Genomic DNA, 17,012 nt, shown 5'->3' on the forward strand with positions numbered 1-17,012 from the left:
TTTATATATTATTCAATAATAATGACTTTATCTCCTGATTTGATGCCGATTAATACTGAATCACAAACTCTTATTTCCTCAACAGACCTTGACTGGACAAGCAAGGAGTCAATTCTGACCCGAGCCTATCTGATTGGCGAACGCATTGCCATCAAAAACATTGAAGTGCAAGACCCCCTAGCTACTAATCCTCTAATCCTTCGGACTGGGGCAGATGGATGTGCCGTTTTGTTGCGCTACGGTGTTGTGGTGATATTTAATTGTACTGAGTCGGAAGAATTAGAATTTCTACATCAAATTAATCCTCATGTTCAAGAATCTTTTCCCGAAAAACTTTTAGAAGTCTTGCCAATGATTATCCGTCCAAATGTTAAAGAACGGCTAGAATCTGGATATTTGTCACTCCAAGAATGCACCACAGAACGTTTGCAAATTATTGCTGAAGCATTAGGAAAAAGTATTGTTTTAGATTATTATGAGCGCGAAGTTTCTAGCTTATTTGACAAAATTAAACCTTTCACAACAGCCATTCAAGGTAAAAATCCCCGTCCTCCAAAAGAAAAAGAATTATTGGGCTATATTGGTGGTTTATTGTTAATTGAGCAAAAAGTTTTTGGTATTGTTGAAGTGGGAGAAAAACCTGATCCTATTTGGGATTTTCCCGAATTAGACCGCCTCTACTTGCGCCTAGAAGATGAATACGAGTTGCGAGAACGTTGGCTAGCGTTGGAAAAAAAACTAACCTTAATTAGTAGAACAATGGAAACAGCCCTAGCAATTCTACAAAGAGATAGTAGTCATAGAGTTGAATGGTATATTGTTATTTTGATTGTAATTGAAATTATTCTAGCTATCTATAGCTTGCTTAACTAAAGCTTTGAAACATTGCTCAGTGGAACTGAACAAATTTTGTATATAAAAGAAAGATAACCACAAAGATTAAAAAATTTAACTTTCTTTAAAGCTTTCTTAATTTGTCCACTAATGCTCTGTCAACTCTGTTTAACTGCTGAGTTGATTATTGGGGATGCCGTTTAAATTAATTGTGAAATGTAACGATATTTACCAATCTAAGTAGGGAATTTTAGCGAAGGGAATAGACCCCAGTAACTTTTACTAGGGGTTTCTAAGCTGGCGATCTTTCCCTAATCTTGACTAATGTGGAGGTCAACTTTTTGCTGTTTCTGCTGCCATGGGCAATTGCTGATTATTGATCGCCCACGAAAGGATTGAGCAAACAAACCCCAGTGCCAACAAAGTCTTTAACATTACGGCTAACTAGGGTCAGTCCATAACTGAGAGCAGTAGCAGCAATTTTTTTATCTAGGGCGTTATGGGGATTAGGGACTCCTAATTTTCCCCAAATCTGAGCTTCAAAGATGGTGAAATCTAGGATCTGGTCAGCGTAATCTGCAATTACAATTTCCAACCACTCCTCCAGTAAATTAGCTTGTTGATTATTCCCTCGATGCCTGATTAATTCCACACGCCGCCGCAATTCTGCAATGGTAATCATACTCAAATAGAGATGCTGAGCTTGCTGAAAAAATGCTAGTACGCCGGGGTCAGCCCTATCTTGCTTCCGTAGCTCACTAATAACCTACATTCCGCAGGCTCTACCAATAGTTACTAAATTTTCGGAAAAACACTACAGATAGCGTAGTTTTCTAGTATTAATTGACTGGGAGTCAAGAGGCAAACCCCGAAATAGGCTTGCCGTCGTACTCGATTTTAGACGAAGGTGTACTACGTGCGGAATGTAGGTAATAACGTTGGTATCAATCAAATATTTGACTGGCTCTGTCATCCTGTATTCGCTCAAAATCTGAGTCATTGCCCACATCGAGAATCTGGCGAAGCACCTCCGCAAAGGGCTTTCGAGGAAGTTGCAATAGGGCCTGCTCTAGGATTCTGCGGTGCTCTGCTTCGGCACTGATGCCATGTTGCCCCGCCCGCTTTTTCAGGGCTACCACCACTGCCTCATCAATATTGCGGACAATTAAATTAGCCATCCACTACCCCCAGCTCACAACAAACTCTTGCTTTTGGTCATCACCCAGATGATAGCTTTTTAACCGAGTGGCAATATTCCATTAAATGTTGGGGAGCATAAAACGGGCTAGATCTCCTAACCCAGAACGAAAAGATCGCCAATTCAACGTCGAAGCAATTTAGATTACCCTAGAGGAGAAATCCTTCTCCTTTTACACCATGGCAACCTTTGAAGTAGATCCAGTCAAAATCCTGGAGAAGGTAGATTCCCGCTTAGAACGGTTGGAAGCTGGTCAAGCTGAAATGAAAACGGCGATCGCCACCATTGACTAGAAGGTGACCGACACAGGCAAACGCCTTGACTCCATTGAAACCAGAGTTGGCAGTCTGACAGGCTGGATTATTGGCATCCTCTTTGCCCTAGTGGGGGGATTGCTGGGATTACTGGGCAAAGTGACTTTTTTCCCAATCTTTGAAGATGAATCGCAATACAGTACAAATTACACTCTTGAGAATCGTCTGTAATCTTTATATCTGACTTTTTAGGATAGCTAATCATTTTCTTCAGCAAAGCCCCGTATCAGACGATTTGGGACATGGTGGTAATTTTCAGAATTTATTAATTGATAATAATTAGTAATAATTTGTGTTGAGCGATGGAGAGTTGGAAAAATTCCACGATACAATTAGGTTTGTGAGAGCTATTCAACATTTTTTTTAGGAATGATTGAATGAAAATTAACCGTCAGGGCCAAACAAAGGTATTAACAGGGCAGGAATTACATGACCTTTTTACGGTGGGATTATTGACTCCCCGTGATCGCCTACTGTTGGGATGAACCCACAAATAGATAAGAACAGTCATTACGTCCTTATGAGCTTGACCAGGCTCTTCAACTTTTGTCCCCGTAATGAGATGCTAGCCTCTATAAAGTCCTCAATTAAACTTGAATCTTTCCAAACAATATGGGTGCAAGAATGTCATATCCATCTCAACCATCTGCTGAGCGCTCCATAACGACCTTTGATGAGTTTGTGCGATTAGCTGATTACTCTCTGATGGACACCTTAAATGCTGATCCCGATGCCATGGGAGATGGAGACGATCGCCGTGCCCGGCAGGTTTTTTCTGGTCATTTCGTACCGGTAACACCCACACCGCTTGCGGAACCAGAATATGTAACCCATAGCAGCACTTTTTTTAAGGAACTTGGGTTAAACGATAGACTGGCACTTGACGACAAATTTCGCCATATATTTTCTGGTGATATTTCTGTTGCCCATGAGCCTATGCGTCAGGTTGGCTGGGCGACTGGTTATGCACTGTCGATTTATGGCACTGAATATATTCAACAATGTCCATTCGGTACTGGTAATGGTTATGGAGATGGTCGAGCGATATCTGTATTTGAAGGAATAATCAATGGCCAGCGCTGGGAAATGCAATTGAAAGGTGGCGGGCCAACGCCTTATTGCCGTGGTGCGGACGGTCGAGCAGTATTACGTTCAAGTGTGCGTGAGTTTTTAGCACAAGAATATATGCAGGCTTTGGGTGTTCCAACATCACGCTCTTTGACACTTTATGTTTCTAAATGTGAGACCGTTACCCGGCCTTGGTATTCCCAAGATTCCTGCTCCATTGACCCTGATATTTTAGTAGACAATCCTGTAGCCATTTCAACTCGTGTTGCACCATCCTTTTTGCGCGTTGGTCAACTGGAATTATTCGCCCGCCGCGCTCGCAACAATGCTCATCCAAAAGCATTAGAAGAATTACGCATGATAGTGTCTCATTTAATTGAGCGAGAATACAAAAGCGATATTAATCAAAGTCTTAGTTTTGCAGATCAATTGGTTGAGTTAACTAAGCTATTTCGGCAGCGTCTCACGACCCTGGTGGCCAATTGGCTACGGATTGGTTACTGTCAGGGTAATTTTAATAGTGACAACTGCGCTGCTGGTGGCTTTACCCTCGATTATGGACCATTTGGGTTTTGTGAAATGTTTAACCCTGGGTTTCAGCCTTGGACTGGGGGCGGACAACACTTTTCATTCTTCAATCAGCCAGTTGCAGCAGAGGCGAATTATCATATGTTTTGGAAATCAGTTAGGCTACTACTCACAGAAGATGCTAAGGCTTTAGAATCTTTTGATCAACTACGTCATGGCTTTGCAGAAACAATGCAAGAGCAAGTTCAAAAAATGTGGAAAGCAAAACTTGGCTTGACTGAATATAACCCAAATCTGTTTAAAAAACTAATGGAGTTGATGACTAAATCACAGGTAGATTACACTATTTTCTTCCGAGAATTATCTCATATACCAGACCATATTTCACTATTGAAAAAGAGCTTCTACGTAGAAAATTCAGAACAACTTGAAGAGCAATGGCAATCTTGGCTAAAAAGCTGGCGTGACCTCGTCACTAAGGATAATGATTTGGCTGAAATATCAGCGAAAATGAAACAAGTCAATCCCAAATATACATGGCGGGAGTGGTTGATTGTCCCTGCTTACCAACAAGCAATGCAAGGTGACTACACCTTGGTTAGAGAGTTGCAAGAAGTACTTAGCCGTCCATATGATGAGCAGTCAGAAGAAATAGAAGATAAATACTATTCTCTAAGGCCTAAGACATTTTTTAACACTGGTGGCGTGTCGCACTATAGCTGTTCATCTTAATGATGACGTGCATCCCGAAGTCATTAAGATGCTATTAAGCGTCAATTACAAAGTGAGTGATCTAAATTTTCCTCTTTATACAAAATTTAGATCACTCTCGAGCAATGCTGAGTGCTGGATTGCCAATGTAAGTCAGTAACTGGGTTCCAGCCTCTAAAATTTATAGTTTCATTTAATTTGGTCCCAAAATACCGATGATTCCGAGTCGCTACAGATAACGGAGAAGGCCAGAGTGATTAATTTACAAGAAATCTTCTCATTTTATTCATGGAGCATGTTATGAGTTTTAGAAGCGTCAATTAAGATCATCCCTCAAAATATTGAATAAAAACTATAGCAATTTTTGGTTGTGCGAAATATAGCAAAACCCTTATAAGCAAAGCTTTACAGCCTTTATAAATTACCTCGTTTATATAAAAATATAATAAATAAAGCTGAGCAAGTTGCAGATAATAGAACAAGATCTTTTAGGTTTTATTTAGACTAAGTGCGTAATCATGCAGACAAAATCAATTAAACAAAATAAAATATATGTATTAGCTAAGTCATTCTTTTTAGGGTCTTTAATATGATTTCTTGATTGACCAAATCTATGGTCGTTGTTGCAACGTCTTTCATTTTCATTGTCGGTATTATTGGCAGCCTAAACCAAGCTCACGCTGTCACTTTTGCCACATGAAATCACCTTACAACTGGCATGGATACAGTCATTAATATTTATACTTCTACTGGCATTTCTTTTTCCTAATCGCCCAATGAGGGGATTTTTTGGCAATTGGACTACATCCCTACAGTGAGTACTTTTTAGCACCCTGAAATTTCCATGTATCAAGGGTTTTGTCATAACTTTTCTAGATTGAAAGCCCCTACTTAATTGAATAAAAACTATAAAGGACTATTGCAGTGAATAACCAAAGTAATTCCCAAGATCCGATCCCCCAATATGATGCCCATATTATTCCGGCTGAATCCGCCGCACGTCAGCATCGAGAAGGTAAAGACTTTGGCCATACCTCCCATGTCACAGCCGATGGTGAATTGAGTGAAGTAAGCCATGGTTATACGGTGGATAAAGAAGGCTTACTCAATAACTATGCAGTCGAGACAGAAATGTACGTTGATGTCCCTGGAGATATGCAAGAGGAAACTGCCCAACCTTTGCCAGATTGACCCTAGACCAACAAGAGATAGTCCTCAATGTTTCTCCTGCTGTAGTTGAAGAATGGCGATCTCTTACTGTTCAAAAATAATCCCGTGTAGCAAATTTTTATGTTGTGAACGCTCGATTCAAACTGTACAAATACAATTTAATGTCCCGAATGCCATTTGATTAGTTATCTCTCTTTAACTCCTCCCTAAGTTATGCAACAGATAAAAACCAGAACCCTTACGCCACAACTTCTGAGCAAAATGGATGCCTACTGGCGGGCTGCCAACTATCTATCGGTGGGGCAAATTTATCTGTTTGACAATCCTTTACTCAAACGTCCGCTTACGTTGGCAGATATTAAACCGATGCTGCTGGGTCACTGGGGCACTACGCCGGGGCAGAATTTTATCTATGTCCACCTGAATCGGGTGATCAAAAAGTATGACCTCGATATGATCTATGTCTCTGGTCCCGGACACGGTGGCCCGGCGGTTGTGGCGAACACCTATTTGGAAAGCACTTACAGCGAGATCTATCCCAACATTAGTCAGGATGCAGAGGGACTGCAAAAGCTCTTTTTACAATTTTCCTTTCCCGGCGGTATTCCTAGCCATGCCTCACCGGAATGCCCCGGCTCAATTCACGAAGGCGGCGAGTTGGGCTATTCTCTCAGTCATGCTTTTGGGGCGGTGTTTGATAATCCCGATCTGGTGGTGGCCTGTGTTGTGGGCGATGGTGAGGCAGAAACTGGCCCGCTGGCGACGGCATGGCATTCCAACAAGTTTCTCAACCCTGCCACCGATGGCGCGGTACTGCCGATCCTGCACCTCAACGGCTACAAGATTGCTAATCCAACCATCCTCGCTCGCATTGAGCCAGAAGAATTAGACCAGTTGCTGCGGGGAAATGGCTGGATTCCTTATTACGTCGAAGGCCATGAGCCAGAATTAATGCACGAAGCGATGGCGGCAATCCTTGATCAGGCGATCGCCGACATCAAACAGATCCAGCATGAAGCTCGTGACAACGGCAATACCAAACGCCCCCGCTGGCCGATGATTGTGCTGCGATCGCCTAAAGGTTGGACGGGGCCAAAATGGGTGGATGGCGTTCAGATCGAAGACACATTCCGTTCCCATCAAGTACCGCTCTCCGATCCGCGATCGCATCCCGAACATCTCAAACTATTAGAAGACTGGCTCAGGAGTTACCGACCCGAAGAACTTTTCGACGAATCAGGGCAACTGAAACCGGAACTGGCTGAACTTGCTCCGAAAGGCGATCGCCGTATGGGTGCAAATCCCCAAGCCAACGGGGGCATGCTGCTACGCGACCTGATCGTGCCAGACTTTCGGGACTACGCGGTGAATGTACCGGCCCCCGGATCGGTTCAAGCTGCCGATGCCCATGAACTGGGTGTATTCCTGCGAGACGTAACCAAGCTCAACCAAGAGCAGCGCAATTTTAGAATTTTTGGTCCCGACGAAACCCTCTCCAACCGATTGAACGCGGTATTTGAAGTGACCGATCGCCAGTGGGATGCCGAAACCCAAGCTAACGATGAATTTCTGGCTGCCGATGGTCGAGTGATGGAAATGTTGAGCGAGCATCAATGTGAAGGCTGGCTAGAAGGCTACCTGCTCACAGGGCGACACGGGCTATTCAACTGCTACGAGGCATTTATCCATATCATCGACTCGATGTTTAACCAGCACGCCAAATGGCTGAAAGTAACGGCAGAACTACCATGGCGACGACCGATCGCCTCTTTAAACTACCTACTGGCTTCCCATGTTTGGCAACAAATGCACAACGGCTTCACCCACCAAGACCCCGGCTTTATCGATCATGTGGTCAATAAAAAAGCTTCCGTCGTGCGTGTTTATCTACCGCCCGATGCCAACTGCTTGTTGTCGGTGTGGGATCACTGTTTGCGCAGTCGCCACTACGTCAATGTGGTAATTGCAGGCAAATATCAAGCTCCCCAATGGCTAACGATGGAGGAAGCTGTTAAACATTGCACCGCAGGCATTGGCATTTGGGACTGGGCTAGTACCGACGGTGAACCCGATGTGGTCATGGCTTGCTGTGGCGATGTGCCGACCCTAGAAACCCTTGCCGCCGTTTCGATTCTGTGGGAGCATTTGCCCGACCTAAAAATCCGTGTGGTGAATGTTGTTGATTTGATGCGACTACAACCGGAAAGGGAACATCCCCACGGGTTGAGTGATGAGGATTTTGACGCGCTTTTCACCCAAGATAAACCCGTGATTTTCGCCTTCCATGCCTACCCTTGGTTAATTCACCGATTGACCTACCGCCGCACCAACCACGGCAACATCCATGTGCGGGGCTATAAGGAAGAAGGCACAATCACCACGCCCTTTGATATGACGGTGCTCAACGACCTTGATCGCTTTCATTTGGTCATGGACGTGATTGATCGCCTGCCGCAATTAGCCTTTAAAGGCGCTGAACTAAAGCAAATGATGGAGGCCAAACTAATCCACCACAGGCAATACATTAACCAGAATGGCCAAGACTTGCCAGAAATTCGTAACTGGAAATGGAGTCCAGATTCAACATTGCCAGCCAAACCTTTGCGAGGAAAAATGCCTGTACTGACCTAAAACAAGCCAAAGAAATCCGCTATTTTGATCGATTTAACATACTAAAGGAAACATCATGAGTACTGCAATTGACAACTTTACCAAGCAACTCCATGACAATTTAGAAGCGGTGGAAGATCGCCTGAATTCACTAAAGAAAAATATTCAATCTTTACCGAAAAAAACTCAAACTGAGATTCAATCTACCCTCGATAAGGCAAAGATAAATCTGGATGAAAAAAAACAAGAATTTGATGATTACCGGGCAAAGCTCAAAACTCAGTTGGAAGAAAAAGAATCTGAGCTGATGTCGAATATTGAAGAATGGAAAGCTAATCGTGAAGCGGAGAAACTCGAACATCGGGCCGATAAAGCTGAAGACTATGCCGCTACCATGACCTTCTTGGCAATGGCGGCGATGGATGAAGCCGAAGAAGCAACCTTAGCGGCGATCGCCGCCCGACTCGATGCTGAAGCCGCTGTGGGAATTACAGAAAAATAAGCTGCGATAGGACAAATCCATGAAGGTGAAATTTGACGGGTTAAGGCGTTTCGGTGACGGATTGAAATATGGAGGTAACAGTGTTGAATCATGGCTTTGAAATTCCATCTGAACCAGAAGCCGACTTGGAAGCTGGTTTATCTACGCAAGAGGCGATCGCTGCTATCTTGCGCTATTGAAAGCCACTTCGGTGACGAAATTAAATCTTTATTTTGGAGAATTACCTATGTCCGCCTCATCCCCATCCATTGAAACTGCTGTATTGGTTATCATCATTGGTGAAAACGTCTTGCAAGGTCGTATTATCAATCTGCTGAAAGACTTAGAAGTAACTGGTTATACTATCTCCCAAGCTCAGGGCGTAGGTCGCCATGGCAGCCGTCGGGGAGATATGGTCAGCTATAACACTAATTTTGAAATCAAAACCGTTGTGTCCCGGGAAGTCTCCGAGGATATCTTCTCCGGTCTGGTCGAGTATCAATCTAATCATGCCTTAATCGCTTTCCGACAAAATGTCGAAGCGTTGACTGGGTTTGAGATAATTTGATTTCAGTTTCTTTTTATAAAAAAAATGGCGATCGCATCACTCACTCTGAATATTAAGCCAATCAAAATTCAAGCGGGAGAATATCATGAAAATCCAAATTCATACCGGCCATAACATCGAAAGTCACGAAGCACTGGCCACTCATTTCACTGGTGTGGTGGAAGAGAGTCTAAGCCAATTCGGCGATCGCCTGACTAACGTTGATGTTCACCTAAGCGATGAGAACAGCGACAAGAAGGACGGCCATGACAATATGCGCTGCATGATCGAAGCCCGTCTCACAGGACACCAACCCCTCGCGGCAAGCCATCAGGCAGAGACCCTAGACCATGCTGTTGACGGGGCTGCCGAGAAATTAGCCCACGTGATCGAGCACACCCTGGGGCGACTAGAGCACGAAGCGAGTCATCGGACTGACCCACCTCTGTCTCAAATGAATACAAAAATAGGACTATGGATCGACCAAAACAAGGCGACTATCGTGACGGTTACAGAGCAAGGAGAAAAGATCAGCGAGATCCTCGCAGATGCGGAAAAACAGCTCCAACGGACTGGGGATTCACCCCTGAAAGGCTCCTATGAAGCCCTTCAAGTACCCGCAGATTACAGCCGTCAGAAGGTGCTGACCGCAGAACTCAATACTTACTACGACGAGATCATTCGATATATTCGTGATGCAAGTTCGATTTTGATCGTAGGGCCAGGTGTCGCTAAGCATGAACTGCAAAAGCGTCTGGAAAAAAATCACATCGGCGCAAAGATTGTTGGGGTTGAAACGGTTGATAATCTGACCGAGCCTCAACTCGTAGCAATGATTCGTCAACACTTTGCCAATTGAATAGCATCGTGAAGACCTTACAGAGTGGAGCAACCCGCTATGTATGTCCAAGACTAATAGACACTGCAAGAATGCTGGTCACCACGCCAGATTTTGGCCAGTACATTGGGGAATGACAACCTTTACGACGAGACGATTCACCAGCACATCCGACATATACCGATGGTGGAAGAAAAGATCACCAAATATGAAAAATACGTATTCTCTATCATGTTGGCAATAAATTCAGTAACTTTTCGATGATGGCGCTTTGGGATGATGGCAAATTTGGGTTAGCGCATTGGAATAAATGGGAAAAAATTGCGGTGGTCACCGATGTAGGTTGGTTGCGCGCCATGACCTGGGCTTTTAAATGGCTAATTCCCACTAAATTTAAATTGTTTCCGAATGGGGAACTAGAACAAGCTAAGCAATGGATTAGTGGCGATCGCCAATGATGTTTGGGCAAATAAAATCACAATTTATTGCTAAAGATTGGCCATCTAGCTAGTTAATATTTATTTGAGGAAATCGAGAGATGAAACCAGATTATCTAATTGTCGGCAGTGGTTTATCAGCATTGACCTTTGGGGCTTTGATGGCAAACTCTGGCAAAACTGTGCAAATTCTCGAAGCCCATGAGCATCCAGGGGGTTATGGACATACCTTTACGATGGCGAAGAAATATACGTTTAACGCGCAATTTCACTATGTCTGGGATTGCGGCGCAGGGCAAACGGTTAACAAAGTCCTCAAAAAACTGGGCTTGGATCAAGAAATAACCTTTGAGCGGTACGACCCCAAGGGCTTTGACCATATGCGAATGCCGGGTTATGCCTTGGACATTCCCTCGGAACCAGAAGAACTAATCCAACGATTGTCTACACTGTTCCCTGACCATGGCGATCGCCTGCGCAAATTCATCAATGATGTAGAAAAAACTGGTGCAGGTTTAAAAAAGTTATCGCCGCCAATCAAGCCCGTGGAGCTACTCCAACATCCAAGTGAGGTATTGTGTGCTGTCCAGTATCTCCATAGCACTCTTCAAGATGTATTTGATAAGTTTCAGTTGCCCCAAGCTGCCCAAACCTTATTAGCTCTACAATGGCCAGATTTTTTACTGCCACCAAATCAACTCTCATTTTATGCGTGGGTCGCCTTATTCCGAGGTTATCAAGCAGGGGCTTTTTATCCCACCCAACAGTTTGAAAGTGTGATCAATGCGTTGGTTACAGTGATCGAATCCCACGGGGGCGCGGTGCTGCTCAACCATGAAGTCACGAATTTTAGAATTACAGATAAAACGGTGACTGGCGTTAAGGCAATCAATCTCACCACCCACCAAACCAATGAATTTACGGGTGAAACTGTGATTTGCAATATTGATCCCAAAAGAGCCGCCAAGATGATTGGGATCGAAAAGTTCTCGAAAACTGTGCGTCGCAAACTGGACTATGAATATTCGGCATCAAACTTTATGGCGTACTGCGTTGTGAAAGATCTTGATCTGCGGGACTACGGTTTTGGCAAGTGGAATCTCTTTCATACGGGGCATCAGGATCTAAATGCAGCCTTCGCCCAAATGTACGATCGCCATGATTTTTCTAATCCTAGTTTTGCGATTACAACGCCCACTTTATTGACCAAAGCGAGTCGGGACTGCCCTGAAGATTGCCAGATTGTAGAATTTTTGACTGTAGCAAATTATGATTACTTTAATCAATTAGGGGATAGCGATCCCAAAGCTTATCGGCAAAAAAAACAAGAAATCTTGGATTCTATTCTTGATGTTGTAGAAAAAAACTATGTGCCAAATTTCAGAAAATACATGGTTTTTGGTATCACGGGCAGCCCCACTACAAATGAGCGTTTTTGTTGGAGTCCTAGTGGCAATTCCTACGGCTCTAAGTTAACTCCCAAAAATATGGGGTTGGGGCGATTAAATTACGAAACATCCCTCAAACAGTTCTATTTTTGTAATGCCTCATCTGGCTATCCGGGTTTTGCTCCCACAGTCTGGACAGGCGCATTGCTCTATCAACGATTATCTGACGATCAAATCTTAGGCGATCGCTAAATAGCAACATTAAAACAGATAAGTATTTGTGAATTATTTTATTATTAATTTGGAGGTCAGTTATGAAAATCGCGATAATTGGTGGCGGAGCTAGTGGCATGGCTACAGCCTATTTACTCGATAAAGAAGGACATAAGGTTACTGTGTTTGAGAGGCAGCCGATATTGGGAGGACATATTCGGACACTGAACAAAAATCTGAAGCCGAACCAAGCCGATTGCGATGAAGTTTTAGAAAGTGGAGTGCTTGAATTTCCAACGGCATTTCATAGCTTTATGACGTTGATGGAAGAGCTAGAGGTGGATCTAGAACCTGTCAGGACTGGTTCTGGCATGTTTCGCAAAGATGGTAACCACTTTTTATCGGGAGTGGCGATCGATAAGAATTTTTCAGGTTTCCACGCCCTAATCGAACATTTACGCCTTGATACTATCTACGCCCGTTCTGCTGGAGTCTGGTTAAAAGTGCGATTTGCTAAGACACGAGATTTCCATGATCAACCGCTATCGGCTTACTTAAGACGTCCTTGCAGCCGCAATACTTGGCTGAAATTAATGGTTATGTACAGCTACTCTATGCCGTTTGAACTGATTGATGATTTCCCCGCAGAGTTAGCAATTCCGATGTTACTCGATTACATTTCAGTCGATTGGATCAGGGTTAAAGGCGGTGTATATACTTACATCGAAAAAATCTTGGCACGATTTAAAGGTGAGATTTTACTGAATGCAGAGATTGCTCATATTTCCAGAAGTTTGGATGCGGTGAAAGTGGTACGAACGACAGGTGAAATGCAGGAATTTGATAAAGTCGTATTTGCGACACCGCCAGACCAAGTAATGGCTTTATTAGCAGACCCATCTGAGGCGGAAGCGAAACGATTTTCTGCATGGAAAGCAAATTATATAACCAGTATTGTTCATCGCGATAGTTCTATGTATGCTCCCCATGATGTTAAGACACCTTCAGAATTTGATTTTTTTCAGACAAAAAATGGCTGGGGTTATAACGGCTATTTGAATCAACTTTGCGCGATTTCTTCGTCCTACCAACATCATTTTTTATCGTTCCAATTGGAAGAATTGATCGCAAAAGATCGCATCATTCATACACAGGAACATCACACGCCTTTTTATACTACTGAGTCTTTTCGATACCGTAATGAAGTGATTGAAACGAATGGCGAAAATAATACTTACCACGCGGGAGCCTATCTTGGTGATGGCTTGCATGGAGGGGCAATTGATTCCGCCTATCGAGTTGCTCAACTAATTACAGCGGATTGTGAGACTATGTTGGATAGTTAATCTTCCACTAGCGGGGATTTTTGGAGTTAAACCTGTCCCATACTGTTATCCACTCCGCTGTATCCATTTAAAAACTATGAAAAAACTCTATATTATTGCAATTATTCTTAGCATGATCACATTCTCATTGATTCTTTGGCGTCAAACTTATAAACCTGACCGTGTTGATGTTGATCCGGCAATTGTTTCCGAAATGGAGTATTACTTTAAGCAAAAAGAATGTACCCAAGCTATGATTGATCAAAGTAACGGATATGATGTAAAACTCCCCGAAAACTGCCTTTCAGACTAGTGAAATTGTCATAACAGTAGGTTATTCACCACAACAGCAACTCTTGATTATTTTATAGATCAATGCCTAGGAACACAACTAAATTGTTGACTTTAAATGAGTGCGAGTGCGATCGTTTTTTGGGATTACAGTGGATTGTGAGACTATGTTGGATAGTTAATCTTCCACCAGCGGAGATTTTTGGAGTTAAACTTTTCCCATACTGTTACGCACTCCGCTGTAGCTCCAGTAAACCTCAGCTTTCCCCGCAGTTAGCTACAACTTAAGTTTAGGTTTTTAAAGAACAAGCTAAGTAATGAATTTGCGGCGATCGCCAACGAAGTTTAAGACAAATAAACTGATAAGGTGCATCGTGGGGAAATGACGGTCTCCGACTTTGTTAGTTGTGATTTTTAGGTGATCACCCTTCACTAGATTATGTCTGTCCAGAAATGGGTATTTCGACGGTTATTGTTTCAATTAATGCCATGTTGTTACGACGCATATATTTGTACGTTTAAATGTATTAGAACAAGTAGGTTTAATTTATTTCTGAAAAAAACGATATTGAAATGGTGTTGAAATATTGATAAAATGGAAGAATAACAACTTTAAATGAGATCCCCCCCCTTAATAAAGTGGGGCTTTGAATACAGCTTTTCTCACAACTGATTTAGATTTACTACAAAAGAGCTTCTTGATCGGTTACCCAAGATTGAGTGTTAAGTATGGGACAAAAGGATGCAAGTCAATGAATCTCATCAGTCTATGGTTCTTGAAAAAGAGACAGCAAAAAAATTAAAGTTTGCTAAGAATAGTGGGTTTAAGACGGAACTGAGACGAAGGGTTGACGAACTTTTTCAAGATCCTAGTCGCAAGGCTCGTGATTGTCCACAAATGTATGCGAAAACCATTATCTTGTTGCTTAGCTTTTTCGGATTATATTCTCTATTAGTTTTTGTGGCTCAAACGTGGTGGCAGGTAATTCCCTTGTGCATCATGCTCGGTGTCGTTACCGCAGGCATTGGTTTTGGTATTCAACATGACGGCGCACATCACGCATATTCCGATTCGCTATGGGTTAATAAGCTTATGGCGATGAGCTTAGATTTGATTGGCGGCAGTTCTTATATTTGGCATTGGAAGCACAATTTTTTCCATCATACTTATACCAATATTGCTGGTTATGACATGGATGTGGACGTGGGGGTTTTTGGGCGACTTTCTCCTTCTCATCCACAATTAGCCTTCCATCATTGGCAACATTATTATTTGTGGTTATTGTATGGATTACTAGCGATTAAGTGGCATTTTTATGATGATTTTCATTGTCTAATCACTGGCAAAATTGGCGATCGTCGCTATCTACGTCCTAAGTCCAGTAATCTAGTCATATTTTTTGGTGGCAAACTGGTATTTTTTTCACTTGCCTTTGCGATTCCGTTACAATTTCATGGGCTATGGCAAGTTTTAGGGAGCTATGGATTAGTCGCTGTTACCTTGGGAGTAGTGCTGAGCGTCGTATTTCAACTAGCCCATGTGGTCGAAGAAGCCGATTTTCCATTACCAATTGCCGGAGCAAGTCTCATTGAGAAAGAGTGGGCAGTGCATCAGATTGAAACGACGGTAAACTTCTCTCGGCATAACCATTTGATGACATGGCTACTGGGTGGATTGAATTTCCAAGTCGAGCATCATTTATTTCCCAATATCTGCCATATTAACTATCCTGAACTATCTAAAGTCGTGGAGAAGACCTGTCGAGAATATGGAGTAAAATATAACCAACATGCTTCTTTCTGGTCAGGATTATTATCCCATTATCGTTGGCTACGAAAAATGGGAACTACTTGTTAAATGAGAACCACTTGTTAGATTTTTTGAATCTTTTTTGGCAAGGGCGATTAATAATTGTTCAAATACCTCGGACACAATCTTAGGGCAAACACATCTTAGTGCGCTCCCAATAAAAATCTAAGTTATCCCCGCCGATCACAAATGGTTTACTTGTCTAGTTGTGGCGAGCATCATTTACACCCAGTTAAAGGAACTGAATCTCAAGTATCCGACGCTTAGCCAAGAGCAACATCAAGAGCTTTCAAAGGTAAAGATAATGCTTGAGAATGACTAATATGGCAACGCTAAATCAATTCACTTATTGACATTACCATCGATGAAATACCCTAAGTTCGCTAAACTGTGGGACTCATTACATTCCAGCTTCTGGTTTGTGCCAACCCTGATGGTGATGCTGGCGATCGCACTTTCGTTTATTACTATCTGGATTGACCATAACCAAAAAGTCACTATTGTCGAAAAAATAGACTGGGCTTATTCTCTAGGGCCTAGTGGTTCACGGGCTATTCTTTCTACGATCGCCGGTTCAATGGTGACTGTGGCCACCACTGCCTTTTCTATTACGATTGTGGCACTTCAGCTAGCCTCTTCCCAGTTTGGGCCGCGCTTGCTGCGGAACTTCATGCAAGACACGGGCAACCAAATTGTATTGGGAACTTTCATTTCTACTTTTGTATACAGCTTGATGGTGCTACGAACAGTTAATGGGGTAGAAAAAGATGAGTTTGTCCCCCACCTAGCAGTAACCATCGGCATTGCTTTGGCGATCGCTAGCGTTGGTGTATTGATTTATTTTATTCATCATTCAGCCTCATCGATTCAGGTCAATCAGGTCATTAAACAAGTGGGAAATGATCTTGATGTTGCGATTGATCGGCTCTTTCCTGAAAAAATTGGACGGAGCACATTAAACCAACCACAGGAGAAGAGTCTAGCTGCTATTCCTACCGATTTTGATCAATTTTCCTGTCCAATTAAGACTATTTTCAGTGGCTATATTCAAGGGATTGATGACAACCAACTGATGCAGATTGCGACGGACAATAACTTGTTATTCTGGGTTCAACAACGTCCTGGTCGCTTTGTGATACGGCGGATTCCGCATCTAGCTGGCACAGTAACAACAATGAGTAAAATAGTTCTGTCTAGTTGTAGCAGAATTCAGCATAACACCAATTTCTGCTAACTTTTCAACAGATTC

The 17,012-nt window shown here is 42.9% G+C and carries 15 protein-coding genes; 13 read left to right on the plus strand and 2 right to left on the minus strand.

Translation table 11 applies throughout. From position 1 onward, the window contains the following. Window positions 1-21: 21 nt before the first annotated feature. Window positions 22-873 (plus strand): RMD1 family protein, encoded by an 852-nt coding sequence (locus H6G45_RS18710; RefSeq protein WP_190599890.1) that lies wholly within the window; start codon window positions 22-24, stop codon window positions 871-873. Between the two features lie 334 nt (window positions 874-1,207). Here the strand turns inward: H6G45_RS18710 and H6G45_RS18715 are convergent, their stop codons facing one another. Together H6G45_RS18715 and H6G45_RS18720 are read right to left on the minus strand one after the other, a co-directional pair. Further along, window positions 1,208-1,597 carry a PIN domain-containing protein gene (locus H6G45_RS18715; protein ID WP_190599901.1) on the minus strand — a complete coding sequence of 130 codons (390 nt, stop codon included), beginning with the start codon at window positions 1,595-1,597 and terminating at the stop codon, window positions 1,208-1,210. A gap of 181 nt (window positions 1,598-1,778) precedes the next feature. After that, the gene (locus H6G45_RS18720; protein ID WP_190599891.1) at window positions 1,779-2,012 is read right to left on the minus strand and encodes a DNA-binding protein; all 234 of its coding nucleotides are present in this window, start codon (window positions 2,010-2,012) and stop codon (window positions 1,779-1,781) included. A 958-nt stretch (window positions 2,013-2,970) separates the two neighbouring features. Between H6G45_RS18720 and H6G45_RS18730 the strand changes: the two genes are divergently transcribed. The 12 genes from H6G45_RS18730 to H6G45_RS18790 all read left to right on the plus strand — a co-directional run bounded on the left by H6G45_RS18730 (window position 2,971) and on the right by H6G45_RS18790 (window position 16,997). Next, window positions 2,971-4,674, plus strand: coding sequence for a protein adenylyltransferase SelO family protein (locus H6G45_RS18730; RefSeq protein ID WP_190599902.1), 1,704 nt, complete (start codon window positions 2,971-2,973; stop codon window positions 4,672-4,674). Window positions 4,675-5,577: 903 nt separating this feature from the next. After that, window positions 5,578-5,844 (plus strand): hypothetical protein, encoded by a 267-nt coding sequence (locus H6G45_RS18735; RefSeq protein WP_190599904.1) that lies wholly within the window; start codon window positions 5,578-5,580, stop codon window positions 5,842-5,844. 192 nt (window positions 5,845-6,036) lie between these two features. Beyond that, the gene (locus H6G45_RS18740; RefSeq protein WP_190599892.1) at window positions 6,037-8,454 is read left to right on the plus strand and encodes a phosphoketolase family protein; all 2,418 of its coding nucleotides are present in this window, start codon (window positions 6,037-6,039) and stop codon (window positions 8,452-8,454) included. A gap of 55 nt (window positions 8,455-8,509) precedes the next feature. After that, the gene (locus H6G45_RS18745; RefSeq protein WP_190599893.1) at window positions 8,510-8,935 is read left to right on the plus strand and encodes a hypothetical protein; all 426 of its coding nucleotides are present in this window, start codon (window positions 8,510-8,512) and stop codon (window positions 8,933-8,935) included. A 226-nt stretch (window positions 8,936-9,161) separates the two neighbouring features. Next, on the plus strand, window positions 9,162-9,482 hold the full coding sequence (locus H6G45_RS18750) for a hypothetical protein (RefSeq protein ID WP_190599894.1): 321 nt from the start codon (window positions 9,162-9,164) through the stop codon (window positions 9,480-9,482). Between the two features lie 85 nt (window positions 9,483-9,567). Continuing rightward, entirely contained in the window at window positions 9,568-10,320 is a 753-nt protein-coding gene (locus tag H6G45_RS19710) for an HPF/RaiA family ribosome-associated protein (RefSeq protein ID WP_242018262.1), read from the plus strand. Between the two features lie 200 nt (window positions 10,321-10,520). After that, window positions 10,521-10,757: an STAS/SEC14 domain-containing protein gene (locus H6G45_RS18765; RefSeq protein WP_338116568.1), complete on the plus strand. Its 237-nt coding sequence runs from the start codon at window positions 10,521-10,523 to the stop codon at window positions 10,755-10,757. An 80-nt stretch (window positions 10,758-10,837) separates the two neighbouring features. Beyond that, a complete protein-coding gene (locus tag H6G45_RS18770) occupies window positions 10,838-12,376 on the plus strand; it encodes an NAD(P)/FAD-dependent oxidoreductase (protein WP_190599896.1) in 1,539 nt (512 codons plus the stop codon). Window positions 12,377-12,438: 62 nt separating this feature from the next. Further along, window positions 12,439-13,683 carry an FAD-dependent oxidoreductase gene (locus H6G45_RS18775; RefSeq protein WP_190599897.1) on the plus strand — a complete coding sequence of 415 codons (1,245 nt, stop codon included), beginning with the start codon at window positions 12,439-12,441 and terminating at the stop codon, window positions 13,681-13,683. A gap of 76 nt (window positions 13,684-13,759) precedes the next feature. Then, window positions 13,760-13,975, plus strand: a complete 216-nt coding sequence (locus tag H6G45_RS18780; protein ID WP_190599898.1) for a hypothetical protein — start codon at window positions 13,760-13,762, stop codon at window positions 13,973-13,975. A gap of 720 nt (window positions 13,976-14,695) precedes the next feature. Then, on the plus strand, window positions 14,696-15,811 hold the full coding sequence (locus H6G45_RS18785) for an acyl-CoA desaturase (RefSeq protein WP_190599899.1): 1,116 nt from the start codon (window positions 14,696-14,698) through the stop codon (window positions 15,809-15,811). A 316-nt stretch (window positions 15,812-16,127) separates the two neighbouring features. Beyond that, window positions 16,128-16,997, plus strand: a complete 870-nt coding sequence (locus H6G45_RS18790) for a DUF2254 domain-containing protein (RefSeq protein ID WP_199309868.1) — start codon at window positions 16,128-16,130, stop codon at window positions 16,995-16,997. Window positions 16,998-17,012: the final 15 nt, after the last annotated feature.

Source organism: Synechocystis sp. FACHB-383 (assembly GCF_014698605.1).
GTDB lineage: Bacteria > Cyanobacteriota > Cyanobacteriia > Cyanobacteriales > Microcystaceae > Synechocystis > Synechocystis salina.